Annotated in this window: 22 protein-coding genes and 1 tRNA gene; 11 read left to right on the top strand and 12 right to left on the bottom strand. The window is 32.0% G+C overall.

Annotated features, from left to right (window positions below):
* The 5 genes from B4I81_RS04220 to B4I81_RS04200 form a co-directional block, all read right to left on the bottom strand.
* The coding region (locus B4I81_RS04220) for an OmpH family outer membrane protein (protein WP_291108020.1) at nt 1-479 on the bottom strand (479 nt) is incomplete at its 3' end.
* 241 nt (nt 480-720) lie between these two features.
* Nucleotides 721-1,569, bottom strand: a complete 849-nt coding sequence (locus tag B4I81_RS04215; protein WP_291108017.1) for a class I SAM-dependent methyltransferase — start codon at nt 1,567-1,569, stop codon at nt 721-723.
* A 103-nt stretch (nt 1,570-1,672) separates the two neighbouring features.
* Nucleotides 1,673-3,544 carry a tRNA uridine-5-carboxymethylaminomethyl(34) synthesis enzyme MnmG gene (mnmG, locus tag B4I81_RS04210; RefSeq protein WP_291108014.1) on the bottom strand — a complete coding sequence of 624 codons (1,872 nt, stop codon included), beginning with the start codon at nt 3,542-3,544 and terminating at the stop codon, nt 1,673-1,675.
* Nucleotides 3,545-3,600: 56 nt separating this feature from the next.
* On the bottom strand, nt 3,601-4,020 hold the full coding sequence (gene ybeY / locus B4I81_RS04205; RefSeq protein ID WP_291108010.1) for an rRNA maturation RNase YbeY: 420 nt from the start codon (nt 4,018-4,020) through the stop codon (nt 3,601-3,603).
* The gene (locus B4I81_RS04200) at nt 4,013-7,339 is read right to left on the bottom strand and encodes a DUF4175 family protein (protein ID WP_291108007.1); all 3,327 of its coding nucleotides are present in this window, start codon (nt 7,337-7,339) and stop codon (nt 4,013-4,015) included. The genes ybeY and B4I81_RS04200 overlap by 8 nt, the downstream gene beginning before the upstream one ends.
* A gap of 210 nt (nt 7,340-7,549) precedes the next feature.
* On the opposite strand from B4I81_RS04200, the gene gltX reads away from it, so the two are divergent.
* Both gltX and B4I81_RS04190 read left to right on the top strand, forming a co-directional pair.
* Entirely contained in the window at nt 7,550-9,052 is a 1,503-nt protein-coding gene (gltX, locus tag B4I81_RS04195) for a glutamate--tRNA ligase (RefSeq protein ID WP_291108005.1), read from the top strand.
* Between the two features lie 86 nt (nt 9,053-9,138).
* Nucleotides 9,139-10,116, top strand: coding sequence for an SPFH domain-containing protein (locus B4I81_RS04190; protein ID WP_291108002.1), 978 nt, complete (start codon nt 9,139-9,141; stop codon nt 10,114-10,116).
* A gap of 458 nt (nt 10,117-10,574) precedes the next feature.
* On the opposite strand, the gene B4I81_RS04185 is transcribed toward B4I81_RS04190, so the two are convergent.
* Nucleotides 10,575-12,257: a glutamine--tRNA ligase/YqeY domain fusion protein gene (locus B4I81_RS04185; protein WP_291107999.1), complete on the bottom strand. Its 1,683-nt coding sequence runs from the start codon at nt 12,255-12,257 to the stop codon at nt 10,575-10,577.
* 97 nt (nt 12,258-12,354) lie between these two features.
* On the opposite strand from B4I81_RS04185, the gene folB reads away from it, so the two are divergent.
* Nucleotides 12,355-12,714: a dihydroneopterin aldolase gene (gene folB / locus B4I81_RS04180; protein ID WP_291107996.1), complete on the top strand. Its 360-nt coding sequence runs from the start codon at nt 12,355-12,357 to the stop codon at nt 12,712-12,714.
* Between the two features lie 75 nt (nt 12,715-12,789).
* On the opposite strand, the gene B4I81_RS04175 is transcribed toward folB, so the two are convergent.
* A complete protein-coding gene (locus tag B4I81_RS04175) occupies nt 12,790-14,709 on the bottom strand; it encodes an LTA synthase family protein (protein WP_291107993.1) in 1,920 nt (639 codons plus the stop codon).
* 123 nt (nt 14,710-14,832) lie between these two features.
* Between B4I81_RS04175 and B4I81_RS04170 the strand changes: the two genes are divergently transcribed.
* A tRNA-Cys gene (locus tag B4I81_RS04170) sits at nt 14,833-14,903 on the top strand.
* Between the two features lie 214 nt (nt 14,904-15,117).
* On the opposite strand, the gene B4I81_RS04165 is transcribed toward B4I81_RS04170, so the two are convergent.
* The 3 genes from B4I81_RS04165 to rnr form a co-directional block, all read right to left on the bottom strand.
* A complete protein-coding gene (locus B4I81_RS04165) occupies nt 15,118-15,813 on the bottom strand; it encodes a LysE family translocator (protein ID WP_291107990.1) in 696 nt (231 codons plus the stop codon).
* Between the two features lie 105 nt (nt 15,814-15,918).
* Nucleotides 15,919-16,593, bottom strand: coding sequence for a head GIN domain-containing protein (locus B4I81_RS04160; RefSeq protein WP_291107987.1), 675 nt, complete (start codon nt 16,591-16,593; stop codon nt 15,919-15,921).
* A 393-nt stretch (nt 16,594-16,986) separates the two neighbouring features.
* Entirely contained in the window at nt 16,987-19,164 is a 2,178-nt protein-coding gene (gene rnr / locus B4I81_RS04155) for a ribonuclease R (protein ID WP_291107983.1), read from the bottom strand.
* Between the two features lie 123 nt (nt 19,165-19,287).
* Between rnr and B4I81_RS04150 the strand changes: the two genes are divergently transcribed.
* The 4 genes from B4I81_RS04150 (at nt 19,288) to B4I81_RS04135 (ending at nt 21,721) form a co-directional block, all read left to right on the top strand.
* The gene (locus B4I81_RS04150) at nt 19,288-19,524 is read left to right on the top strand and encodes a DUF2007 domain-containing protein (protein WP_291107980.1); all 237 of its coding nucleotides are present in this window, start codon (nt 19,288-19,290) and stop codon (nt 19,522-19,524) included.
* Between the two features lie 44 nt (nt 19,525-19,568).
* Nucleotides 19,569-19,808, top strand: coding sequence for a DUF2007 domain-containing protein (locus B4I81_RS04145; RefSeq protein WP_291107977.1), 240 nt, complete (start codon nt 19,569-19,571; stop codon nt 19,806-19,808).
* Nucleotides 19,809-20,431: 623 nt separating this feature from the next.
* Complete coding sequence (rpiB, locus tag B4I81_RS04140; RefSeq protein ID WP_291107975.1) at nt 20,432-20,863, top strand: ribose 5-phosphate isomerase B; 432 nt, start codon at nt 20,432-20,434, stop codon at nt 20,861-20,863.
* 24 nt (nt 20,864-20,887) lie between these two features.
* Entirely contained in the window at nt 20,888-21,721 is an 834-nt protein-coding gene (locus B4I81_RS04135) for an NAD(P)H-hydrate dehydratase (RefSeq protein WP_291107972.1), read from the top strand.
* Here the strand turns inward: B4I81_RS04135 and B4I81_RS04130 are convergent.
* A complete protein-coding gene (locus B4I81_RS04130; protein ID WP_291107969.1) occupies nt 21,686-21,958 on the bottom strand; it encodes a DUF1294 domain-containing protein in 273 nt (90 codons plus the stop codon). The genes B4I81_RS04135 and B4I81_RS04130 overlap by 36 nt on opposite strands.
* Nucleotides 21,959-22,011: 53 nt before the next feature.
* On the opposite strand from B4I81_RS04130, the gene B4I81_RS04125 reads away from it, so the two are divergent.
* Entirely contained in the window at nt 22,012-24,138 is a 2,127-nt protein-coding gene (locus B4I81_RS04125; RefSeq protein WP_291107966.1) for a Tex family protein, read from the top strand.
* A 75-nt stretch (nt 24,139-24,213) separates the two neighbouring features.
* Here the strand turns inward: B4I81_RS04125 and B4I81_RS04120 are convergent, their stop codons facing one another.
* Complete coding sequence (locus B4I81_RS04120) at nt 24,214-24,420, bottom strand: Sec-independent protein translocase subunit TatA/TatB (protein ID WP_291107963.1); 207 nt, start codon at nt 24,418-24,420, stop codon at nt 24,214-24,216.
* 129 nt (nt 24,421-24,549) lie between these two features.
* Between B4I81_RS04120 and B4I81_RS04115 the strand changes: the two genes are divergently transcribed.
* A complete protein-coding gene (locus B4I81_RS04115; protein WP_291107960.1) occupies nt 24,550-25,422 on the top strand; it encodes a murein hydrolase activator EnvC family protein in 873 nt (290 codons plus the stop codon).
* A 1-nt stretch (nt 25,423) separates the two neighbouring features.
* The coding region (locus B4I81_RS04110; protein WP_291107957.1) for a GH3 family domain-containing protein at nt 25,424-26,621 on the top strand (1,198 nt) is incomplete at its 3' end.

Below are 26,621 nucleotides of genomic sequence, written 5' to 3'. Positions count from 1 at the left end.
TAACCCTCTTTAGCGTAAAGAACTGTTGCAGCATCACCTGTTCCGTAGATATAATCATATCCTTTTTTCTTTCCGTAATCTTTGATGAATTTTTTTACTTCGCTAATTAAAGTATCTTTTAAAACAGCTCCTTCTTGTTGTAATTGTTGAATTAAAGCATTTTGTTCAACTCCTAATTCTTGCTCTCTTTGTTGTAAAGCAGCTCCCATTTGTTGTGCCCATTGAGGTCCCTTAGCTTGCGCATTTCTCTGAAAATTCTGTGCGTCTGCTTGGAATGCTCTTACTTTTGCCTCAAGAGGACGACCTAATTCTTCAGATTTAACTTTGAATTTATCATCTTCATCTTTGAATTTCTCGTATTTCTCAATTAACTCAGCAGTATCTATATATGCAGTTTTAAATTCTTTTGAACTTGTTTCTGTTTTGTTACATGCTAAAACGCTAAATGCAACACCTAAAATCAATACTAATTTTTTCATCGTTGTATATTGGTAATTAATAATTTTTCGTAAAAGTAATAATAAGTTGTAAAGTAACAAATATGTTGCTTTTTTATTTATTTTTCAATTATAAGAATTTCTTATATGTATTTTTAAAAATGATAGATTCAAGCTATTAAAATCAACTTTTATAATTTAAATTAGACAAAGCATCTAAAAAAAGACAGTAAATTACATCAAATTAAACAAAAAAGTGTCTAAAATCGCTTTAAAATGGTTTTTACTTGTTTTTTAACACATAAATATGTGATGAAAACTCTTTTTTAAAGAATCCTGATACATTTGAGATCAAACCGATAAAAAATCCAGAAATGAAATTCATTTTTCCTGATTTATATTTTTCGGATAAAAGTGATACATAAAAACTATCAAACCACATGGGTTTAATATCTTCCAAATTCATATTTTGTTTATCGAATAATTTTTCGATGGCTGTTTTTGAGAAATGCCACAAATGTCTTGGCACATCATAAGCGGCCCAAAATTCTTTATAATGATTCGCATCATACGATTTGAAATTAGGAACAGCAATAATAATTGTTCCAGAAGGTTTCAACAATCTTTTTAATTCAGCAACTTGATGTTCGACATCTGGAACGTGTTCTAAAACGTGCCACATGGTAATTACATCAAAAGAATTGCTTTCTAATTTTTCAATCGTATCACCAAATTTAATTCCTTTTCCAACAGCAATTCCTTTTGCTTTATCGTTTGGTTCAATTCCAAGAATATCCCAGTTCTGATTTTTGCATTCCAAAAGAAAATCTCCAGTTCCTGCTCCGATGTCTAAAATTCTTCCTTTAACAGGTTGGTAAGAATTTATCAATTTAACTTTATCACGAATGGCTTTTCTTTTGATGAAATGATACATTTTTTCAAACAACGTACGTTTTCCATCGGTGTGCGAAATATAATCTTCAAATTCGTAATACGAACCTAATTTATCTAAGGTAGGTTGGGGATGTGTTTTTAAAATCTGATATTCCTCATTTAACAACAAGGAAAAAGATTCTCCAGAAACTGAAAAATCTTTAACGGAAATAAAACTTTTATCTTCTAAAAAATTCATTTATTTTAATTTTATGCGAAAGGCTTATTTTAATGGGGTTGACAAGGTTGTTTCACGTGAAACATTTTTACTGAACACTAAAAACTGAACACTGTTCACTTTCTTATCTTCCCATGTATATTAACAACACCGAAATATCACTTGGCGAAACTCCACTAATACGAGAAGCTTGTGCGATAGTTCGTGGTCGAATTTTATTTAATTTTTGTTTGGCTTCAATTGAAATGGATTGGATTTTATCGAAATTGAAATTATCCGGAATAATCATATCTTCTAAACGAGTTAGTTTATCTGCATTATTTTTTTCCTTTTCAATATAACCCGAATATTTCACTTGAATTTCGGCTTGCTCAACCACTTCTTGATCTAAATCATGTTCTTCGATATAAGCTGCCACTTTTTTGAATTTTCTAAAATCTTCCAAATCCAATTGGGGACGAGAGAACACTTTAAACATTTTATCAGGTTGACTCATCGGAGCAGAACCTTTAGCTTCTAAAATTGGATTTGCTTCTTCTGGTTTTAAACTTGTTTCTCTAAAGAAATTCACCATCGCATCCGATTGTGAGAATTTTTGCTCCATACGAATCAAACGCTCTTCTTTAGCTAAACCAATTTCAAATGCTTTTGGTGTTAATCTAAAATCAGCATTATCTTGACGAAGTAATGTTCTGTATTCGGCACGAGAAGTAAACATACGATAAGGTTCTTCTGTTCCTTTCGTAATTAAGTCGTCAATTAAAACACCAATATACGCTTCATCTCTTTTTAAGATAAATGGTTCTCTGTTCTGAACTTTTAATGCTGCATTAATTCCTGCCATTAAACCTTGAGAGGCCGCTTCTTCGTAACCAGTTGTTCCATTAATTTGCCCTGCGAAATATAAACCTTCCACTAATTTAGTTTCTAAAGTGTGTTGCAATTGCGTAGGAGGGAAGTAATCGTATTCAATAGCATAACCTGGTCGGAAAAATTTCACATTCTCAAATCCTGCCACAGAACGTAAAGCTTTGAACTGAACATCTTCTGGCAATGAAGTTGAAAATCCGTTGATGTAATATTCACAAGTTGTCCAACCTTCTGGTTCTACAAATAATTGATGTCTTTCTTTATCTGCAAAACGATTAATCTTATCTTCAATCGATGGACAATATCTCGGACCTAAACTTTTGATTCTTCCATTAAACATTGGACTTCTATCAAAACCTTCACGTAAAATATCATGCACTTCCAATGAAGTATACGACATCCAACAAGAACGTTGTGTTTTTAATGGAGCGGTCAAATTAGAATACGAAAACTTTTCTGGATGTTCGTCACCAGGTTGCTCTACCATTTTGGAAAAATCTAAAGAACGACCATCTACACGAGGAGGTGTTCCGGTTTTCATTCTTCCTGATTCGAAACCTAACTTCACTAAATCTTCTGTGATTCCAAATGAAGCACTTTCACCTGCGCGACCACCACCAAATTGTTTATCACCAATATGAATCAAACCATTCAAAAAAGTTCCGTTTGTCAACACAACCGACTTAGCTTTAATTTCGACTCCAAGAGAAGTTTTCACTCCTACAATCTTTCCGTTCTCTGATAAAATTCCGGCAACCATTTCTTGGTAGAAATCCAAGTTCGGAGTATTCTCCAACATCGATCTCCATTCATCCGAAAAACGCATTCTGTCCGATTGTACTCTTGGCGACCACATCGCTGGTCCTTTTGATTTATTCAACATCTTGAATTGGATTGCGGTCTTATCTGAAACAATTCCAGAGTATCCACCCAAGGCATCAATCTCACGCACGATTTGTCCTTTTGCAATTCCTCCCATAGCAGGATTACACGACATTTGTGCAATGTTTTGAAGATTCATTGTCACCAAAAGCGTAGAACACCCCATGTTAGCAGCAGCAGCAGCAGCTTCACAACCAGCGTGACCAGCACCCACAACAATTACATCATATTGATTTAAAAACATCTTCTATAAATATTATGTTCCACGTGAAACATTTAAAAAAATTCTAGTTTATAAGCTTAATGTTCCACGTGAAACATTTGCATTTTTTCTTCTTCTTTCGAACGCATTAAAGCTTCGTCTTTTGGAGACTTATCTTTGTAACCACAATAATGTAAAACACCATGTGATAATACACGTTTTAATTCCTCTTCAAAAGAAACCTTGAAATCATTCGCATTATCCTTAACTCGTTCCACCGAAACAAAAATATCGCCTTGTATTAAATTTCCTACTGTGTAATCAAAGCTAATAATGTCAGTTAAAGTGTCATGATCTAAGTATTCTACATTGATTTTATGCAGATATTCGTCATCACAAAAGATATAATTGATTTCACCCTCGTTAAATCCTTCGGATTCGATAATGCGTGAAATCCAATCTTCGTATTGCGCTTCGTTTTCTAGTTCGAAATCTGTTTCGTAATTAAAACTAATCATTGCCTTTAAAATAGTTTTGAACCTTCTGGTTAAAATTGGGTTGCAAAGGTAAGCTTTGTCTGTTTAATATTTCAACACTATTCAGATAATCTTTTAATTCCTTAGAAAGTGGAGTAGAGGAACCGTTATAATTCTTATCATTACTTTTAGACTGACGCTTGGTGTCTTCTCCTTGTTGCTGAATCGCCTTTTCTAATTTTAAAAGTTCGTGTTTTAAATTCAACATCTTTTGCAACGTCTCATTTTTGAATCCTTTATTGATTAATTGCTTTTCGATATCTTTCATTTGATTCAAAGCACTCTGACCTTGACCCGTCATGCCTTCTTTTTCTAATGCTTTTTGCAAAGCATCACGAAGTTGTCTTTGCTCTTTTAAAATCTCTAAAACTTTACCAGCATTACCTTCTGAACCATTTTCGCCATCTTCACCATTCTCACCAGATTGTCCTTTTTGCTTTCCTTCACCAGGTTTTTCGCCGGGTTTATCTCCAGGTTTATCTCCAGGTTTTTCACCGGGTTTCATACCGTCTTTCATTTTTTCACCCAAGCCTTCTTGTTGTTTGATGATATCTGGTAACTGCATTCCTTTACCGCCACCAGGTTTTGGCTTACCTTTTCCAGAACCCTGACCTTGCATATCCATATTCATTTCGCTTTGAACATTGCTAAGATAATCCGCCAAACGGTTAGCCGAAGTTAGAACATATTGTTGATGTGAAGCTCCTTTTTGAATGTTGTTATCCGCTAAAGTTTCTAAAGTCTTGTCTAAATTATAATGGATTTCTCCGACTTCATTCAGAATGGTTTCAGTAATTTTAGGATTACGTAAAGCTACAGCAAACAAACTATCATCAACATGTTTAAATTGTAATTTTAAATCTTGTTGCTTTTTTAAAACTTTGTTCAATTGCAAAGAACGTGTTTGTGTTGTATTCGTAGTCTTAATTAAAGTCTCTTCGTCAAATGAAAATGCTAATAAATTATCTAGAATTTGACGTAACAATTTAGCATCTTCTTTCATTTGTTCCATATCGCCTGATTGCATAGATTGAGACATTTTCTGACTCATCTGTTTCATTTTAGCGGCTGCTGATTTTTGCTTTGGTTTTGCTTTCTGTTGGTTTTGCTTTTGCAATTCTTCAGAAGCTTTTTCCAAATCTTTCTTCACATCTTCTTGATCATTCTTATCAGTAGGAATATCCATCGGAGCTTTTAACTCTTTATTTTCTTTGTCTAAATCTTGAAGCTCTTTTTGAATATCATCAAATTCTTTATTTATCGCATCTTGATTTTCTTTATTATTCTCCTTATTGTTGTCCGCTAATTTATCTTCCTTGTCAGCAAGTTTATCTAATTTATCTGCAATTTGTTCTGCTTTCTTTTCAACATAGAAACGTTTAGTTAACTCGACTAATTGCTCTAAATTCTGTTGTTGATTTTTAGCATTCTGTTTTAACTTGTCTGCTTTGTCAAATAGTTGATCTTTTTCTAATTTCTTAGAAAGCTCTTCTAATTCTTTCAATAACTTTTCGTTTTTCTCCGCTTGCTTTTCAGCTTCTTCTAAACGACGTAATAACTCTTCTTTGTCTTTATCTTGTGTTTTTGGATTGAATTCTTCCAAATTCTCCGTTAACTTTTTAGTGAATTCTTTCATCATTTCGTCTTGTTGTTTTTGACGATTGATAAAATCTTCGACTTTCTTTTGATCTTTGAAATCTAAATTAGATTTCTCTTTATTCATTTTTTGAAGTTTGTCCAATTCTGAAAGTTGCTTCTCTTGATTTTGAAGCGATTTTTCTAAACTATTGATGTTTTCACTCTGCTCTTGCAGTTGTTTGTCTTCTTTTTGAGTATCTGTAAGCTCATAATGAAGAAAAACAGAAGATTTTGAGCTTTTAAAATTGTTAACTACATCATTATCAAATACTTCAAAGTAATATTCGTAATTTACACCTTGCTCAATTGATAAACCATTAGGAAACGAATAAATAAATTGGTCAACGGCTTGTTTATTAATGGCTAAATTCGCTTTTCGAACTGCGTTTGGATTTCCTTTCGGATAAAAAACAACTTGTAACTTCGATAAACCATGATCATCGGCAACTTGACCAATCATTATTTTTGATTTTAATTTTAATGAATCTGGCGCAATTTGAACTGAAATTGTTGGATATTGATCTTTAATCGTTGCAATTTGATACGACAATTTTTCAAACTCGTTGATGTTTTTGTTCGATGTAATTACTTCGTAATTCAAATTATCGGTAATTCTTCTTGAAAGCGAAAAGTTATTTTCTTTATTAGCAAAAAAACTTACTTGGTTATTCGATTTGAAACTAACCTTATCGGTTGCCAAAGCGTTAATTCTCCAATTCACAACCGTTCCTTCAGGAACTACAGCATTTCCTGTTCCTTGAATAACTTCTGCTTTTTTACCTAAATAAGAAGGATATTGCAACACCATTTCAAAGTTGGCAATCGTAGGAACATCAACCACATTAATCTGATATTCTTTGGAATTTAATCCATTAGCTAGAAGTGAAAAAGTAACGTCTTTTGATACTTTTGAAAACGTATATTCAAAAACTCCTGGTTTAGTACTTTGTAAAAAATATACTTCATCACCGATTTGAATGGCGATATTCTCTGGCATTACTTTTCCTTGCGTTTTCACTTGAAGTACAAAATCAGAATTCTGTTGTGCGGTTAATGATTTATTCAACACCACAAATTCAAACGGAGCTGGTGGAGCGAATTTCGTTTCATAATTTAACACACGAGTAAAACTTTTCGATATGATTTCAGAATTTCCGGTAACGAAAAACAAGATCAATAATAGAATTGGAATAATCGCATAAGGTAAAAACTTCTTGTTCTTAGCAAAATTAACCGCATTTGAAAACGGAATCGGTTGTAACGAAGCTGCTTTTTGTTCGATAGAAGCCGCTAATAATTCCGAAGTTTGACTTTGATTGGCCAATTGTAAAAAGTTCAACAACTTGTCTTGCACTTCCGAAAAATGATTTCCTATGATTTCTGATGCTTGTTCGTAATTGATTCCTTGTTGTAATTTGAATAATTTAAACAGTGGAAAAGCGATGAATCGAATCAATAAAAACGATTCTACACCAACGAACAACCAGAACAAAATGGTTCTTCCTGAAGTGGATAACCATAAAAAGTATTCAATCAATAAGGTAAAAATGAAATACAACAAGCCCAACCCGATGAAAAGAATGACTCCTTTTATCAGTTCGTTGGTGTAAAATTTTTTGATAAACCCTTCGAGCTTATCGAAAATAATGCTTTTTGCTTCCAAAATTGTTGATATACTGTTTATAACCGATAAAAATACAACATGTTTCTAGATTTGTCAATAGGTTTTTAGTGAAACTTAACATTTGTAGCTTTGGATTGTTAATAAACTAATTATTTTCTAAAATCTAAATTCTAACTTCTAAATTGGAATCGTATCTTTGCACAACACTTCGACAAGCTCAGTGTGACAATAAAGAAAAATAAAAATAAAATGTCAAAACAAGTTAGAGTAAGATTTGCACCAAGTCCGACTGGACCCTTGCATATTGGTGGTGTTCGTACCGCTTTATTCAATTATTTATTTGCCAAAAAACATGGTGGTACTTTCTATTTACGAATTGAAGATACCGATCAAACGCGTTTTGTACCAGGAGCAGAAGCTTATATTTTTGAAACTTTAGAATGGTTAGGAATTGCGCCAGATGAAACTGTAGGAAAGAATGAAAAATTTGGACCTTATCGTCAAAGTGAACGTAAAGCAATGTACCAACAATATGCGGACCAATTAATTAATTCGGGTTGGGCATATTATGCTTTTGATACGGCTGAAAGTTTAGATACGATGCGAAAAGAAGCTGAAGCCAATGGAAAAACGTTTATTTACAATCATTCGGTAAGAGAGCAATTGGATAACTCGTTGACGGTTTCACGTGAAAAAGTGGAGGAGAGAATTGTAAATGGTGAGCATTATGTTATCCGTTTTAAAACACCTGTGAATGAAATTTTAGAATTAAAAGACATCATTCGTGGCGATATTAAATTTGATACGAATTTATTAGATGATAAAGTATTATTCAAATCGGATGGAATGCCAACCTATCATTTAGCAAATATTGTAGATGACCATTTAATGGAAACTTCTCATGTAATTCGTGGAGAAGAATGGTTACCAAGTTTGCCTTTACATCATTTGTTATACAAAGCTTTTGGTTGGAACGCTCCAGAATTTGCGCATTTACCATTGATTTTAAAACCAATTGGAAACGGAAAATTATCAAAACGCGATGGTGATAAAATGGGATTCCCTGTATTTCCTTTGGAATGGAAAACAGAAGAAGGAATTTCATCTGGTTACAGAGAAAACGGATTTTTCCCAGAAGCGGTTATTAACTTCTTAGCGTTATTAGGTTGGAATGACGGAACCGAACAAGAGATTTTCTCATTAGAAGAATTAGTACAAAAATTCGATTTAAACCGCATTCACAAAGCAGGAGCGAAGTTTGATCCAGAGAAAAACAAATGGTTCAATCATCAGTATTTACAAAAGCAAAGTGATGCAAGTTTAGCAGAAAGCTTTAAAACTATCTTAGATAAAAAAGGAATTTCTACTTCATTAGATGTAACTAAGATTGTATCGATGATTAAAGAAAGAGCTAATTTCGTAACCGAATTTTGGGATTTAGCGGATTATTTCTTTGAAGCACCAACAACTTACGATGAAAAAGCAGCTAAAAACTGGAAAGAGGAAACACCAGGTTTAATGCAACAAGTGATTTCTGAATTAAATAAAATAGAAGATTTTACTTCTGCTAACATCGAAACCTTATTAAAAGAATGGATGACCGCTAACGAAATTGGAATGGGGAAAGTAATGCAACCGTTGCGATTGAGTTTAGTAGGAGCACTTAAAGGGCCACATTTATTCGACATTATCGAAATGATAGGAAAAGCCGAAACGGTAAAAAGATTAGAAAAAGCAATTGCTAGTTTATAAAAGAAAAGCCCTGAAAATTCAGGGTTTTTTTGTAACTTTTCGAAATAAATAGCGTATAACTAATAATTTAACTTAAACTATAAATTATGGATTTTATTACATTTCCTTTTCTATTCATTGGACTAGTTGTCCTTTTTTCGTCATTCTTTACCGTAAAACAGCAAACTGTAGTAGTTGTAGAACGATTTGGAAAATTTCAAAGCCTTAGAAATTCAGGTTTACAAATTAAAATTCCTGTGGTTGATAGAATTGCAGGTCGCGTTAATTTAAGAATTCAACAATTAGATGTTATCATCGAAACTAAAACGAAAGATAACGTATTCGTTAAAATGAAAGTTTCGGTACAGTTTAAAGTATTACAAGAAAAAGCATACGAAGCGTTTTATAAATTAGAATATCCTCATGACCAAATTACTTCTTATGTGTTTGACGTAGTGCGTGCCGAAGTTCCAAAATTAAAATTAGATGATGTTTTCGAAAGAAAAGATGACATTGCAATTGCAGTAAAACGTGAGTTAAACGAAGCGATGACAACTTATGGTTATGACATCATCAACACGTTAATTACTGATATTGATCCAGATATTCAAGTTAAAAATGCGATGAACCGTATTAACGCGGCGGATCGTGAAAAAACAGCTGCAGAATACGAAGCAGAAGCTGGAAGAATCAGAATTGTAGCAAAAGCCAAAGCAGAAGCAGAAAGTAAAAGACTTCAAGGTCAAGGTATTGCCGACCAAAGAAGAGAAATTGCTCGTGGTTTAGTAGAATCGGTTGATGTATTAAACAAAGTGGGAATTAATTCTCAAGAAGCTTCGGCTTTAATTGTAGTAACACAACATTACGATACGTTACAAGCAATTGGTGCAGATGCCAATAGTAATTTAATTTTATTACCAAATTCGCCTCAAGCAGGTAGCGATATGTTGAACAACATGGTAGCAAGTTTTACAGCAAGTAACCAAGTAGGTGAAGCCATGAAAAATGCACACAAAACGAAAAAGGTAAATAAGAAAGATGCTTCAAACGAAAATTTCGGAATTGAAAATTCAGAAGAAGTATAAAGATGCTGAAATAAATTCAGCATGACAAAAATGAAAACCATCAATTTTTAATTGGTGGTTTTTTTGTAACCAAATGTTAGAAATCTACAAATTCCGTGATAATTTTTTAAAAGCAGTTGCAAGAAGAGAAAATCAGAATAAAATTACTTGGATTTTATATTAAAATTAAAATAAAGCGATTTTAGACACTTTTAATACTAAAGATGTAAAAACACTTTAGCTAAAAAAGTTTTTTTCTTACAATTAATTTATGAAAGTCACTTTTTTAAGTTTTTAATTATTAAAAATTTTATTTTAATAGTTTTTATTAATGATAATAAAAAAAGATTGAAAACAAATAAAGTATTGATGTAGTTTATTTTAATAAAATAGAAATAAAAAAACCTGCAAAAAAAATTTGCAGGTTTAAATTATTTAAAAAATCTCGACTTCGCTCGATTTGACAAAAATCGAAATTTTTATTGTTCTGAAATTTTTGCCCAAGTATCTCTAAGTCCAACTGTTTTGTTAAAAACTAATTTTTCAGCTGTTGAATCTCTATCTACACAGAAATAGCCTAAACGTTGGAATTGGAAATGATCTAATTCTTTTGAAGTAACCAAACTTGGTTCTACATAACCTGTAATTACTTTTAATGAATTTGGATTAATGTATTCTTTAAAATCAACTTCTTTGTCTTTATCTGGACTTTCGTTAGTGAATAATCTGTCATAAATTCGAACTTCTGCTTCTTTTGCATGAGTAATCGAAACCCAATGAATGGTTCCTTTTACTTTTCTTTGACTCGCTTCTGTTCCACTTCCTGATTTAGAATCTACATCATAAGTAGCGTGAATTTCGGTAATATTTCCGTTTTCATCTTTTACAACTGATTCTCCTTTAATGATATACGCATTTTTTAAACGTACTTCAGTTCCTAAAGTTAAACGGAAAAATTTCTTGTGTGCTTCTTCTTGAAAATCTTCTCTTTCGATATATAATTCTTTAGAAAACGGCACTTTTCTGTAAGTCATTACTTCTTCTTCAGGATTATTTTCAGCTTCTAACCATTCTTCTTGACCTTCTGGATAATTCGTAATTACTAATTTGACTGGATCTAAAACTGCCATTACACGAGGTGCAATTTTGTTCAAATCTTCACGAACACAGAATTCTAAAAGCGAAACATCAATCAAATTATCACGTTTTGCAATTCCGATAGTTTTAGCAAAATTTCGGATAGAGGCCGGCGTATAACCGCGTCTTCTCATCCCTGAAATCGTTGACATTCTTGGGTCATCCCAACCTGTAACATGTTTTTCTTCAACTAATTGCAATAATTTACGTTTAGAAACAACAGTATGTGATAAATTTCTACGTGCAAATTCTCTTTGCTTTGGACGTACCTTAGTTGGATCATAAATTTGATTCAAAAACCAATCATATAATTCACGGTGAGGTAAGAATTCTAACGTACAAAATGAATGCGAAATTTGCTCTAAATAGTCACTTTCACCATGAGCCCAGTCGTACATTGGATAAATACACCAATCGTTTCCTGTTCTGTGGTGATGTGCGTGCATGATACGGTAAATGATTGGATCACGCATCAACATATTATTAGCGCCCATCGAAATTTTAGCACGTAAAACGTGAGTTCCTTTTTCGAATTCTCCGTTTTTCATTCGTGTAAATAAATCTAAATTCTCCTCGATAGAACGATTTCTGTAAGGAGAATCGGTTCCAGGAGTAGTTGGCGTACCTTTTTGTTTTGCCATTTCTTCCGAAGTTTGGCTATCCACATACGCTTTATCCTTTTTGATTAATTCCACTGCCCAATCATACAATTGTTGAAAGTAATCAGAAGCATAACATTCTTTGTCCCATTTAAAACCCAACCATTCTACATCGCGCTTGATAGCATCTACATATTCTTGCTCTTCTTTTGATGGATTGGTATCGTCGAAACGAAGGTTTACTGGCGCATTGTAATCGATTCCTAGACCGAAATTTAAGCAAATAGCACTCGCATGACCTACATGCAAATACCCATTTGGTTCTGGTGGAAAACGAAAACGTAATTTATCTGCTGACAAACCATTTTTTAAATCTTCTTCAATGATTTGTTCTATAAAATTCAATGATTTTTCTTCTGTTGACATAGTATCAAAAATTTATGCAAAGATATATAAAGTTTCATGGTTTAATACCTTAAAAATGGCTAAAAATTGGTAAATTTGGTATATAATAAAAGAAAAAATGGGAACTATTAAATTACAAAATATTAGAACTTTTTCATACCACGGGTGCTTAGTAGAAGAAGCAAAAATTGGTTCAGATTACCGCGTAGATTTAGAAATTAAAACCGATTTACGCAAATCATCTCAAACCGATGAATTAGCGGATACCGTTGATTATGTACATTTAAACAAAATTGTGGTAGAAGAAATGGCGATTCGTTCTAAATTATTAGAACATGTTGCTCAACGCATTATCACAAGATGTTTTGCGGAAATTCCATCAATTTCTCGAATAAAATTAGCAGTTTCGAAATTGAATCCTCCTATTGGTGGCGATGTAGAATCGGTTACAATAGAAATGGAAGAGTTTAGAAATTAAAAAAAGAATCGGAATTAACATCCGATTCTTTTTTTAGATACTGAAACAAGTTCAGTATGACACAATAAGACTTTTTTAATCTATTTTATAAACTCTTTTCTTGTACAAATTACTTGATGCTACAATATGAGCAAGTGCATCTTTGGCTAATTCTTCATTCAAAGCAACAGGAATTAATTCGGTATCACTTTTTACTTTGAACTGTAATGGTGTTGCATTTGGATTTAAAATAACAATATCATCTTCTACTCTAAAAGCATAGGTTTCATGGAATAACATAATAGTTCTTCCTTTAGTTTCTTTTGGTAGTTTTAATAAGTTTCTTCCTGGCATTGGCGTTTTAGTTGTGATACCTGATAAAGCTAAAACGGTTGATGGAATATCCATTTGACTTGCTAAATTATCGTAAGTAATTCCTTTTTCAACATTTGGTGCAATAATTAAAGCAGGAATGTGAAATTTATTTACCGGAACTAAATTTTTACCATACGTTCTAGTATTATGATCGGCAATAACAACAAAAATAGTATTCTTAAAATAGGCTTCTTTTTTGGCTAATTCGAAAAATTTTCCAATTGAAAAATCGGCATATTTCATCGCATTATGAACTGTATTTTTAGGTTGTTCGTAAAGTTGAATTCTACCATCAGGAAATTCAAAAGGTTCGTGATTTGAAGTAGAAAACATCAAAGAAAAGAACGGTTTGTTTCCAAGATTTTTATAATATTCATTGGCTTTCACTGCTAAATCTTCATCACAATAACCCCAAGTTCCTTTCATGGCATATTTCTTTCCATCTTTATCGAAATCTGTTTCATCTATGATGTTTTTAAAACCATTTCCATTGAAAAAAGAAGCCATATTATCAAAATTTGCCATTCCACCATAAATGAAACTCGTATCGTAATTTTGACGACCAAAAGCATCTGCTAGCGTAAAAAAGCCTTGTTGAGAACCGCCTAATTTCACAATACTTTCTGACGGATTAGGTAAAAATCCAGCGGTTACTTGCTCAATTCCTCTTACACTTCGAGTTCCGGTACAATATAAATTGGTAAATAATAACCCTTCTTTTGATAATTTATCTAATTCGGGTGTTAAAGGTAAACCGTTTAAACATCCCACATATTCAGCTCCTAGACTTTCTTGTAAAAAGATTACCACGTTGTATTTTGGTTGTGGAGCATCTGGTTTTTGAAGATGTAAAAAAGGAACTTCACCTGGAATAAATTGGGAAACATCCATGTATTTTTTTACACGAGTATAAGCTTCCAATTCGTCCATTTTACCGTATTTCTTAACATCACCTTCATTCTTCATCGAATAAGCTGCAAATGCAACCGTGTAAAGCGAATTTAATCCCAATGAGTTCGTCATTTGATCCGAACAAAAGATGGCATTACTAGCATTTATAGGACGTTTAGAAGTTAAACTACCTCTAGCTCCAAAAAACAAAAAGAAAGCAACTACAGGGAATAAAATAAGCTTTGTTTTGTAAGCACTTTCAATTGGATAAAATATTTTTTTACCGTGTTTAAAAGCAAAAAACAAAGCAATTCCAAGTAAAATAGTAGTGATGATTAAAGAAGGTAAATAACTTTTTAACAGCGTTCCTACTACTTCTTTAGGATAAATTAAATAATCTAAAAATAAACGATTTGGACGTGTATCGTATTGATTGATAAAATCTAATGTTGATAACTCCATTAACAGAAACAAAAACAAAAAGAAGATAAAGTAAAAGTTGAAGAACTTTTTGAAGTGTTTTAAAATCGAATCTGGAAGTAATGAAATTAAAACTGCTGGTAAAAAAGCGATGTAACTCATAAGAATTAAATCGAAACGAAGACCGATTAGGAACAATTGTCCATAGTTTGGATTCTCCACAACACGTTCTTTGAATACAAAAAACAAAAGAATTCTACTAATAGTGGTTATAGATAAACCGATTAAGAAAAAACTAAATATAGGTTTTAAGTAACGTAAATTCTTCATAATTAATCAACTATTTGTTTTGCACAAAATTAAACTTTAAAACTAAATATTTGTACTTAATAAATGCTTAATATTTTTGGAAAAGAGGAAATAAAATGTAAATTTGCAGTCCGTTCAACTAATGGCGTCGTGGCCGAGCGGCTAGGCAGCGGTCTGCAAAACCGTCTACCCCGGTTCGAATCCGGGCGATGCCTCTAAAGAGTTACTAGAAATAGTAGCTCTTTTTTTTATCTAATTTTTAAAAAAAATTAATTAAAGATACTCCGGGCGATGCCTCTAAAACCTTCTAAGAAATTAGAAGGTTTTTTTATTGGAAATTTTTAGGTGAAATTAATTAAAGATATTCCAGACGGTGCCTCTAAAACCTAAGTTTTTTTAGGTTTTATATGTTTTGATTTTTAGTAAATATTATTCAGTTACAGTTGTATCAGGTAATAACTTATTCGTTATCATTTCTTTTTCTTTAGGGAAGAAACCTTGTAGGATAAAAAACAATCCAAAAATAGAGATAACTAAACTGATTACTCTTTTAATTTTATAGATGTTTGCTGGAATTAATTTATGTTTCAACTGTTTTGCTAATAGAATTTTAGCAATATCAAAAGCTAAATAAAATGCTAAAATTGCGGCAAAAAATATTGAAATTCTTGAAGTATTCATTTCCATTTGTGGGCCGTAGGTAATGATAATCATCATCCAAAAACCTAGTACTCCAATGTTAATAAAATTCAATAAAAATCCTTTAAAAAACAATGCAAAGTAATTCTTTTTAGGAATATTATCATCGTCTTGTTCTTCCTCTTGTTGTCTTTTTAAATTACGTTTCAACATAATAAAAGAGGTTAAACCGTAAATCAACATGATAATTCCACCAATAATAAACAAAGTCGGATTATCTTTTAATTGTTCAAGTAGTTGATTGGTACTTAAATATGCAATCAAAATAAAGATAATATCACCAAAAACAATTCCTAAGTCAAAAACAAAAGCAGCTCTAAACCCTTTAGTAATACTAGTTTCAAGTAATACAAAAAAACCAGGACCAATTGAAAAAGCTAACAAAAGTCCCCAAGGAATTGCGGTAAGTATATCGTGTAAGTACAAGTGTTCAGTATTCAGTTATTAGTGTTCAGTGCATTTAATAAAATACGAATTTACGAAAAAATCTGCCAACTAAAAACTCCCGATAGCTATCGGGACTGATTACTATTATTTCGCTTGTTCAATTGTTCCTCCAGCGATTTTCTTTTCGTTGATTTGTTTTGGTTTTCCATAGATTATAATTTCACCACCAGCTCTTGTTTTAGCATCTACTAAATCTGTTGCATGCACGTGAGCCATACCACCAGCGTTTACCGTAACTACTGTTTGTTCTGTTTTACAATCTTGACCATCGTATTTTCCACCCGAATTCGATACAATATCTTGATTTTTTACTGTTCCTTTAGTAGTAACAATACTTCCTTGTGAAACACGAACTTGTAAACGATCCGCTTGTAAATTAGTTAGTTTAATTTCTGAACCTTCTTTACAAATGATATCAAAATTAATGGCAGAAATTTCATCTTTAGAAGCAACTCTACTTCCTTCATTAGCTTCAACTGCATCTAATTTTTTAAAGTAAACCGTAGCCGAAACATCGTCACCACTTAACATTTTAGTTAATGGCATTCTAATTTTTAATTCGCCATTTTTATTTACTAATTCTACTTCTTGTGAATTTGCTCCAGTTAAAACTATTTTGTTTTCAGATGAAGCTACTAAGTTGACATCAATTTTATCAAAAGCGGTTACTTTGGTAAAATCACCAACATTTTTTTCGGTTTGTGCTATTCCAAATGAAAAAATGGAACAAGTTATAAAGGTTAAAAATGTGTTTTTCATATGTTTTTAATTTATTTAAAGTAATAAAAAATATATACTGATGCTATAATTATTGATTCTAAAAGGTTTAAAATCAATCTATTTTTGATTAAAATTTTAAAAAAATAATCAAGGAAAAGTAAAATAACTATAACAATTAAAAATTGGAGTTTTAATTTAAAAACTTCATAAAAAGAAATTGTATTAAAATTAAACTCTTGCCAAATTAAACGTATCGTGATTACAAAAAGTAATAAAGAAATAACACTAAAAACTGAAATATTCTTTTTTATAAATTCGATTACTTTCATCTTATTATGAGATTTAGCTTCGCTGAACTTACGTTTCTCCTTACGTCGAAATGACAACTTTATGTCTAACTATTCACTAATTACTTTTCACTTATCACTAAAACTACTCTCTCTTTCTCAAATAATGAAAATCCAATTGTTTTTTCACTAAATCGGCATTTTTTACTTTAACGTAAACTTCATCGCCTAATTGTATGATATTTTTAGAAACTTCACCTATTAATGCATATTGTTTGTCATCAAAGGTGTAATAATCATCTCTAATTTCACGAATTCTAACCATTCCTTCACATTTGTTTTCGATGATTTCTACATAAATTCCCCATTCGGTTACACCAGAAACTACACCTAAAAACTCTTGATCTTTGTGATCTTGCATGTATTTTACTTGCATGTATTTCACAGAATCACGTTCGGCTTGAGCGGCTAAAGCTTCCATTTGTGAAGAATGTTGGCATTTTTCTTCGTAATCTTCTTCACTTACGCTTTTTCCACCGTCTATGTAATGTTGTATCAAACGGTGTGCCATAACATCTGGATAACGACGAATTGGCGAAGTAAAATGACTATAATAATCAAATGCTAATCCGTAGTGACCAATATTTTCAGTTGAATAAGCAGCCTTACTCATACTTCGAATGGTAAGTGTATCAACCAAATTTTGTTCTTTTTTACCAACAACTTCTGAAAGTAAATTATTCAACGAATTCGAAATATCTTTTTTAGATTTGAAATTAATCGAATAACCAAACTTAGCAATCACAGTTTGAAGATTGATTAATTTATCTTCATTTGGTTCATCGTGAATTCTGTAAATGAAAGTTTTCTTTTGTTTCCCAATGAATTCTGCTACTTTTCTATTCGCTAACAACATGAATTCTTCAATCAAATGATTTGCATCTTTACTTTGTTTGAAGTACACTCCAATTGGTTCCGCCTCTTCATTTAAATTGAATTTTACTTCTACTTTATCAAACGAAATTGCGCCAGCTGCCATTCTTTTTCTACGAAGAATTTTTGCTAATTCATCCATTTTTAAAGTAGCATCTACAATTGGTTTTGGAACACTATATTCACTTCCAGTTAATGAAATTTCCGCTGGAATAACATCAGATTTTGTTTCGATGATACTCTGAGCTTCTTCATACGCAAAACGTTGATCAGAATACGTTACGGTTCTTCCAAACCATGCATCTAAAACTTCTGCTTTATTATTCAGTTGAAAAACCGCTGAAAACGTATATTTTTCTTCATGAGGGCGAAGTGAACAAGCAAAGTTAGATAATACTTCTGGAAGCATTGGAACTACTCGATCTACCAAATACACTGAAGTCGCTCTTTTATACGCTTCATCATCTAAAATAGTTCCTTCTTGTAAATAATGTGAAACATCGGCAATATGAACTCCGATTTCATAATTTCCATTTTCTAAAACCTGAAACGATAACGCATCATCAAAATCTTTAGCATCTTTAGGGTCAATCGTAAAGGTTAAAACATCACGCATATCGCGACGTTTTTTAATTTCTTCTTCAGTTATTGAAGTATCAATTTTATTAGCATACGCTTCCACTTCAATTGGAAAATCATACGGTAAACCATATTCAGCTAAAATGGCGTGAATTTCTGTATTGTGTTCGCCTGGTTTTCCTAAAACTTTTATCACGGAACCAAAAGGAGAATCCGCTTTTTTAGGCCAATCTTCTAAAGTTACTAAAACAACATCACCATGTTCAGCATCACCAATTTTATTTTTTGGGATGAAAATATCAGTATACATTTTAGCATTAGCAGTCGTTACAAAAGCAAAGTTTTTTTGAATATCAATAACGCCAACAAACTCTGTTTTTTTACGTTCTAAAATTTCTAAAACTTCAGCTTCTGGTTTACGGGAACTTCTTCTATTGTAAATATAAGCTTTCACTTTATCACCATCTAAAGCATGATTTAAGTTAATAAACGGTATAAAAACATCGTCTTCTAATTCGTCACAAACAAAGTAACCTGTTTTACGAGAAGTCATATCAACAATTCCTTCGTAATATTCAGCTTTGGAAATAATTTGATATTTTCCAATTTCCGTTTCGTGAATTTTATCTTGTGCTTTTAGAATTTTTAAATCTCTAATTATTTCGTTTCGGCTTTTAGTATCGCTTAATTCTAAAACGGCAGCTATTTGTTTGTAATTAAAAGATTTAGAAGGTTCTCTTGAAAGTATTTTAAATATTTGTGCAGTAAAATCTTTTGGTTTCTTTCCTAATTTTTTTGGTTTCTTACTCATTGTATCATTTTCAATTATTGCTGAAAGTTACGAAATTGTTATAAGTAATTAGTAAGAGAAGCTCAGTTTTAATGAAAAAATAACTTTTCGTATATTTGTTATCTAACGAAAAATGTAAAAGATATGAATGATTTTGTAGTAGTTGCTATTTTTAACAACCAGAAAGAAACCATGAAATTAAGAAGTGTATTGGAACGAAAAAAAATTCCATACATTATTCAAGATGAAACTGTAGTATCGGTTGATCCATTGCAAAGTATTGGTTTTGGAAACATTACTTTGAAAGTTGAAGAACAAAATGTTGATAAAGTAAAAAAGATACTTATCGACAATAAAAAAGAAAAATTAATTGTTCAATAAAAAACTAGGATTTACTTATTGTGAATCCTTTTTTATTTCATCACATGGAAAACTTTATAACCGTTGCTATTTTTAACTACCAACACGAAACTTTAATTATTAAAAATTTATTAGAGCAAGAAGGTATTGCTTACTTTTTTGAAAACGAAACTATCGTTGGAATTAATCCATTCGCTACAATAGCTTACGGCGGAATCAAATTAAAAGTACATCCAAACGATGAAGCAACCGTAAAAGAAATTCTTAAAAAACTAAATGAAGACGATCATTTAAAAATTGTTTAGCTTTTTAAAAGTCGAAAGTTTTCAACATATATTAAAAACAACAAAAAATATTTTTATTTAAATTTAAATTTATGATGGTTATTATAGCGTGTTAATATGTGGAATAAGTTTTTTAAGAAATCCATTTTTTAAAAGTTATTCTTAGTTATACAAACTAATTAACATTGCTAATTTTATTTAATGAATTGAAAATCTGAGTTATTTTAATTTTTAATTTCTACTTATTAACAACTGTTGAAATTAAATTTCAGTATAAAATTGTAAATAAGTTTACTTGTTAATTTATGTTAATAACCTGTGAATTTATATTGATAATTTTTCAACAAAAAATAATAACTCTGCTTGATTTTTTCATTTCAATTTTGGATTAAGAAATTTTTCTTTACAACCTAAAAAAACTTCTAAATTTCTATCCAAAGTTGTTAACAATGAGTGTTAATTTAATATTAACTGATTTTCAACGATTTACATTCAGAAGTTAACAAATCGTATTTTTAAGGTTAGCTTATTGTATAATTCTCTGATTTTAAACGAAATGATTAAAAAAATATCAAAACCAGAATCATATTATTATTACTTCTATTTCTTTAGTACTTTTGCATATACAAAACACACAACAACTTATGAAAATTTCAATTGGAAATGACCACGCTGGTCCAGATTATAAAAAAGCTATTGTTGAATTCTTAGAAGAAAAAGGGCACATCATTTTTAATCACGGAACCGATACTTTTGATAGCGTAGATTATCCGGATTTTGGTCACCCAGTAGCCTACGATGTAGAAAGTAAAAAAGCCGATTTAGGAATCGTAATTTGTGGTTCTGGAAACGGAATTGCTATGACGGTTAACAAGCACCAAGATATTCGTGCCGCTTTATGTTGGACAAAAGAAATTGCTGCTTTAGCACGCCAACATAATGATGCTAATATTATAAGTATTCCTGCTCGATACACTTCTATTCAACAAGCTGTTGAAATGGTAGATACATTTTTAAATACTCCATTTGAAGGCGGAAGACACGCTAATCGTGTGAAAAAAATCGCTTGTAAATAACCAATAATCTTAAAATCAATTCAAATGGAACTCATAAAATTAGATTTGAATTGTATTAAAAACACTTATAAAGTAAGACCATGTGATTCTCACAAAGGAACGCATGGTCATGCTTTGTTAATTGCAGGAAGCTCAGATAAAATGGGCGCAGCGATTATTGCTTCTAAAGCTTGTCTGCGTTCTGGTGTTGGTTTGTTAACCGTTGCTTTTTACCCTGAAAACAAAAATGTTCTTTTCAATTCGATTCCTGAAGCCATGTATGTTAATTCTTGTGTGATGAATGATTTATCTCCTTATCAAGCTATTGGAATTGGTCCCGGAATTGGCGTAGATGAAATCAGTCTACAATACATTTACGAATTATATAAAAATAAACTTCCTGTTGTTTTTGATGCCGATGCCTTGAATTTAATAGCGAAATACAAAATTGATTGGAAAAACTTTAATTTTCCATTTGTGTTAACACCCCATCCAAAAGAATTTGATCGATTATTTGGTGAACATGATTCTGAATCCGAAAGAAGAATTACAGCGATTCAAAAAGCGAAAGAACTAAATTGTGTCATTGTTTTAAAAGGGCACAAAACGTTTATCGCTGACGGAATTCATACTTTTGAAAATACTACCGGAAATTCAGGTTTAGCAAAAGGAGGTTCTGGCGATGCGTTAACCGGAATGATTACTTCATTTTTAGCCCAAGGTTATACAACTTTAGAAGCTACCAAATTAGGCGTTTATCTTCACGGATTAGCTGCCGATATCACACTTCAAACGCAAAGTGAAGAAAGCATGTTAATAACCGATGTTATCGAAAATATAGGTTTAGTTTTTAAACATTTGAATTCCGAAATACAATAAAACAACCTGAAGTATCGCAATAGCATAGAAACTCAAAATAAAAGAAAATTTATTGGTTTTGTGTTTGAAAAGGTACATGCTTACAATTCCTCCAATAGTTCCACCAACGCTAGTCAAAAAAAGTAATTTGAATTCTGAAATTCGTCTTTTATTCTTTTTAGCTTGCCATTTATCGAAGCCAAATGTTAAAAAACAAAGGCTATTAATTACAATTAAATAAATAAATAGTACTTCCAAAAGCTAATAATTTTGTCCAAAGATAGTATTTTAGCAGTTCAATTTTATTTACAATGACCAATATCCAATTCATTCAAAACCAAACTAACATTGCTCCAAAAAGCATTGAAGCTACTATAAAATTACTTTCAGAAGATTGTACGATTCCGTTTATTTCCCGTTACCGAAAAGATCAAACTGGAAATTTAGATGAGGTACAAATCGAAGCCATTTCAAAATTAAACAAACAATTTGATGAAATCATTAAGCGAAAAGAAAGCATTCTAAAATCGATTGAAGAGCAAAATGCGCTTTCACCAGAATTGAAATCCAAAATTGAAAATAGTTTCGATTTACAGGAATTGGAAGATTTCTATTTACCTTATAAAAAGAAGAAAAAAACCAAAGCCGACGTTGCACGCGAAAACGGATTAGAACCATTGGCAAAAATCATTATGAGTCAAAAAAATGACGATATTGAGTTTTTGGCATCGAAATATTTGAATGCCAATGTTAAAAACGAAGACGAAGCCTTACAAGGCGCTCGTGATATTATTGCGGAATGGATTAATGAAAATATCTTTATTCGTAAAAATTTACGCCGTTTGTTCCAACGAAAAGCCGAAATCACAACCAAAGTTGTAAAAACTAAAAAAGACGACGAAGGAGCTCAAAAATTCTCCCAATATTTTGATTGGAACGAACCTATTTCAAAAGCGCCATCACATCGTTTATTAGCCATGTTGCGAGCTGAAGCGGAAGGTTTTGTGAAATTAAATGTTGCAGTTGAAAAAGAAGAAGCCTTAGATTTTATCGAAGAGAATATCATCAAAAATAAAAATTCGGACGCAACCGAACATTTGGAATTAGCGATAAAAGACAGCTACAAACGTTTGTTAGAACCCGCTATTTCAAATGAAACCTTGCAAGAAGCAAAAGCAAAAGCCGATATCAAAGCAATTGATGTGTTTTCCGAAAATTTACGTCAGTTGTTGTTAGCACCACCATTAGGTGAAAAACGAATTTTAGCCATTGACCCAGGTTATAGAACCGGTTGTAAAGTAGTGTGTTTAGATGAAAAAGGAGATTTACTAAACAACGAAACCATTTATCCACATGCGCCACAAAACGACACTGCGATGGCGATGAAAAAAATTCGTTCGATGGTGAATGCGTACAACATTGAAGCGATTTCTATAGGAAATGGAACCGCTTCTCGTGAAACGGAGTTTTTTATCAAAAAAATTGCTTTTGATAAACCGGTTCAAGTTTTTGTAGTTTCTGAAGCGGGTGCATCGGTATATTCTGCGAGTAAAATTGCGAGAGAAGAATTTCCAAATTACGACGTAACGGTTCGTGGTTCGGTTTCTATTGGAAGACGACTTTCTGATCCATTGGCAGAATTGGTGAAAATTGATCCGAAATCTATTGGTGTTGGACAATATCAGCATGATGTGGATCAAACTAGATTGCAATCAGCATTAGATAGTACGGTAATGAGTTGTGTAAATTCAGTTGGAATTAACATCAACACCGCAAGTAAATCGTTGTTGAGTTATGTTTCTGGAATTGGTGAAAAAATGGCTGAAAATATTGTTACCTATCGTTCAGAAAATGGTCCTTTTGAAGATAGAAAACAACTAAAAAAAGTACCACGATTAGGAGAAAAAGCCTACCAACAAGCCGCCGCTTTCATTAGAATTCGCGATGGAAAAAATCCGTTGGACAACTCGGCTGTTCACCCAGAAGCGTATCCCATTGTGGAAAAAATGGCAAAAGATTTAGGCATCAAAACCAATGAATTAATCGCTAATAAAGAAAAAATCGCCCAAATAAAACCAGAAAATTACATCACGGCAGAAATCGGGATTTTAACCTTAAAAGACATTTTAAAAGAGTTAGAAAAACCAGGATTAGATCCAAGAAAAGCCGCAAAAATTTTCGAATTTGACCCAAATGTTCGTTCCATTTCAGATTTAAAAACCGACATGATTTTACCAGGAATTGTGAATAACATCACTGCTTTTGGATGTTTCGTAGATTTAGGAATCAAAGAAAGTGGTTTGGTTCATATTTCACAACTAAAAGAAGGTTATGTTTCTGATGTAAACGAAGTGGTAAAAATGCATCAACACGTTCAAGTAAAAGTCGTTGAGGTGGATGAAGCTAGAAAACGCATTCAGTTGACGATGATTTTGTAATCGAGTAAAAAGATAAAATCCCAAATTCCAACTATATCTGAAGGAATTTGGGATTTTAAATATTGAAAAGAAAAACTATTCTTTTTCTTTCGTTTCTTCTTCTTTTTTAGAATTAGCAGGTTGGTCGTCATTAGCTGCTTTTTTGAACTCTTTGATACCAGTTCCAATTCCTTTCATTAATTCTGGAATTTTCTTACCACCAAAAAGCAATAAAACAATCACCGCAATTAAAATAATTTGTGGAATTCCAACAACACCTAAAAATATAGTTAGTGCATTCATTTTTCTAAAATTTAAAGTACAAAGATATAAAGAAATTAACAAATGATTATTTTTTAACGATTAATTATACAAATCGAAATTAGAAACCCGTTGTATTTAGTATATTTGTGTAATTAATATGTTTTAAAAATGGCTAATAAAAGGCTAAAAAGACAACTTTTATTAAGAAAATTATTCAACAAGAGAAGGTTAGTTATTCTTAACGAAGATACTTTTGAAGAAACTTTTTCATTAAAATTAAATTTAATGAATGTCTTTGTGGTGGCAACCGTAGGCGCCATTTTAATTATTTTCGTTACTACTTATATTATTGCTTTTACTCCTTTACGCGAATATATTCCAGGTTATGCTTCTTCAAAATTAAAACAAGAAGCCTTGGAAATGGCAATAAAATCTGATTCTCTTGAAAAATCGGTAAAAATCAATAACGCTTATATCGCTTCCATAAAAAAAGTGCTAACGGGCGATTTAGAATACGCAAAACTGAATAAAGATTCGATAAAAGCTTTAAATGCTGCAGAACTTGATTTATCGGAACTTGCTCCAACAGAAAAAGAAAAAGAACTTCGCGAACAAGTTATAAAAGAAGATAAATACAACGTTTTTGAATCTTCAAAACCTAAAGTAAGTTTTGTATTGTTTCCGCCAGCTCAAGGAAGTATTTTACAAAAATACAATGCCGGAAATAAACATTTAGCCGTTACCATTGCATTGACCAACAATACACCAATCAAAGCTGTAGCAGCTGGAACCATCATTTTTTCGGATTGGACGCCAAGTTCAGGATATGTGGTGATTGTGCGTCATAAGGATGATATTTTATCGGTGTATAAAAATGCTGCTTCGGTAACTAAAAAACAAGGAAATACAGTGAAATCAGGAGAAGTTATCGCTCTTGCTGGAAATGCAAATACAGTTCAAAATTCGGGTGCAACGTTGCATTTTGAATTATGGAAAGACGGTTTCCCAATTGATCCAACTCAATTTATCAATTTCAATTAACATGTCAGTAAAAGCTTTTGCGGCTAAGTTATTTGCCAAAAGAATTCACGCCAAAACTCAAAAATGGGCTAATAATCCTATTGAAACCCAACAAAAAGTTTTTGAAGAATTAATCAAAGAAGCAGCTCAAACGCAATTTGGAAAAGACCACGATTTTAGTTCGATAAAATCTCATTCTGATTTTGTTCAAAAAGTTCCCGTTCGCGATTACGAAGGTTTGAAACATTATGTAGATAAAGTGGTAAAAGGTGAAGAAAATGTACTTTGGAAAGGAAAACCGCTTTATTTTGCTAAAACTTCTGGAACTACTTCGGGTGCCAAATATATTCCGTTGACAAAAGAATCAATGCCGTTTCATATTCAAGCCGCTCGAAATGCAATTTTGAGTTACATACACGAAACTGGAAAAGCAGATTTTGTATCAGGAAAAATGATTTTCTTGCAAGGAAGTCCTATTTTAGAAGAAAAAAACGGTATCAAACTCGGAAGGTTATCCGGAATTGTAGCGCATTTTGTTCCGAAATATTTACAAAAAAACCGCATGCCGAGTTGGGAAACCAATTGCATCGAAGATTGGGAAACCAAAGTCAATGCCATTGTAGACGAAACTATTAACGAAGACATGTCCGTGATTTCAGGAATTCCGTCTTGGGTACAAATGTATTTTGAGAAATTAAAGGAAAAAGCAAACAAACCCGTTGGCGAAATCTTCAAAAACTTCAATTTGTTTATTTACGGCGGTGTCAATTACGAACCTTATCGAGCGAAATTCGAAAATTTAATTGGAAGAAAAGTCGATTCGATTGAATTGTTTCCGGCTTCCGAAGGCTTTTTTGCCTACCAAGATTCTCAGAAAGACAAAGGAATGTTGTTACTTTTGAATTCAGGAATTTTCTATGAATTCATTAAAGTTGACGAATTTTTCACCGAAAATCCAAAACGCTATACGATTGGCGAAGTAGAATTAGGAGTCAATTACGTTTTAATAATTTCAACAAATGCTGGACTTTGGTCATATAATATTGGTGATACGATTCAGTTTACGAGTTTAAAACCATATCGAGTAATCGTTTCAGGAAGAATCAAACATTATATTTCTGCTTTTGGTGAACACGTTATCGGAAAAGAAGTAGAATCCGCACTAAAAGAAGCAATGGAAGGAACCGATATTCGTGTAAATGAATTTACAGTTGCGCCAC

The organism is Flavobacterium sp. UBA6195, from assembly GCF_002422095.1.
GTDB lineage: Bacteria > Bacteroidota > Bacteroidia > Flavobacteriales > Flavobacteriaceae > Flavobacterium.
The sequence above is the reverse complement of the archived record's forward strand: the minus strand, read 5'-3'. Positions and strand labels throughout refer to the sequence as shown.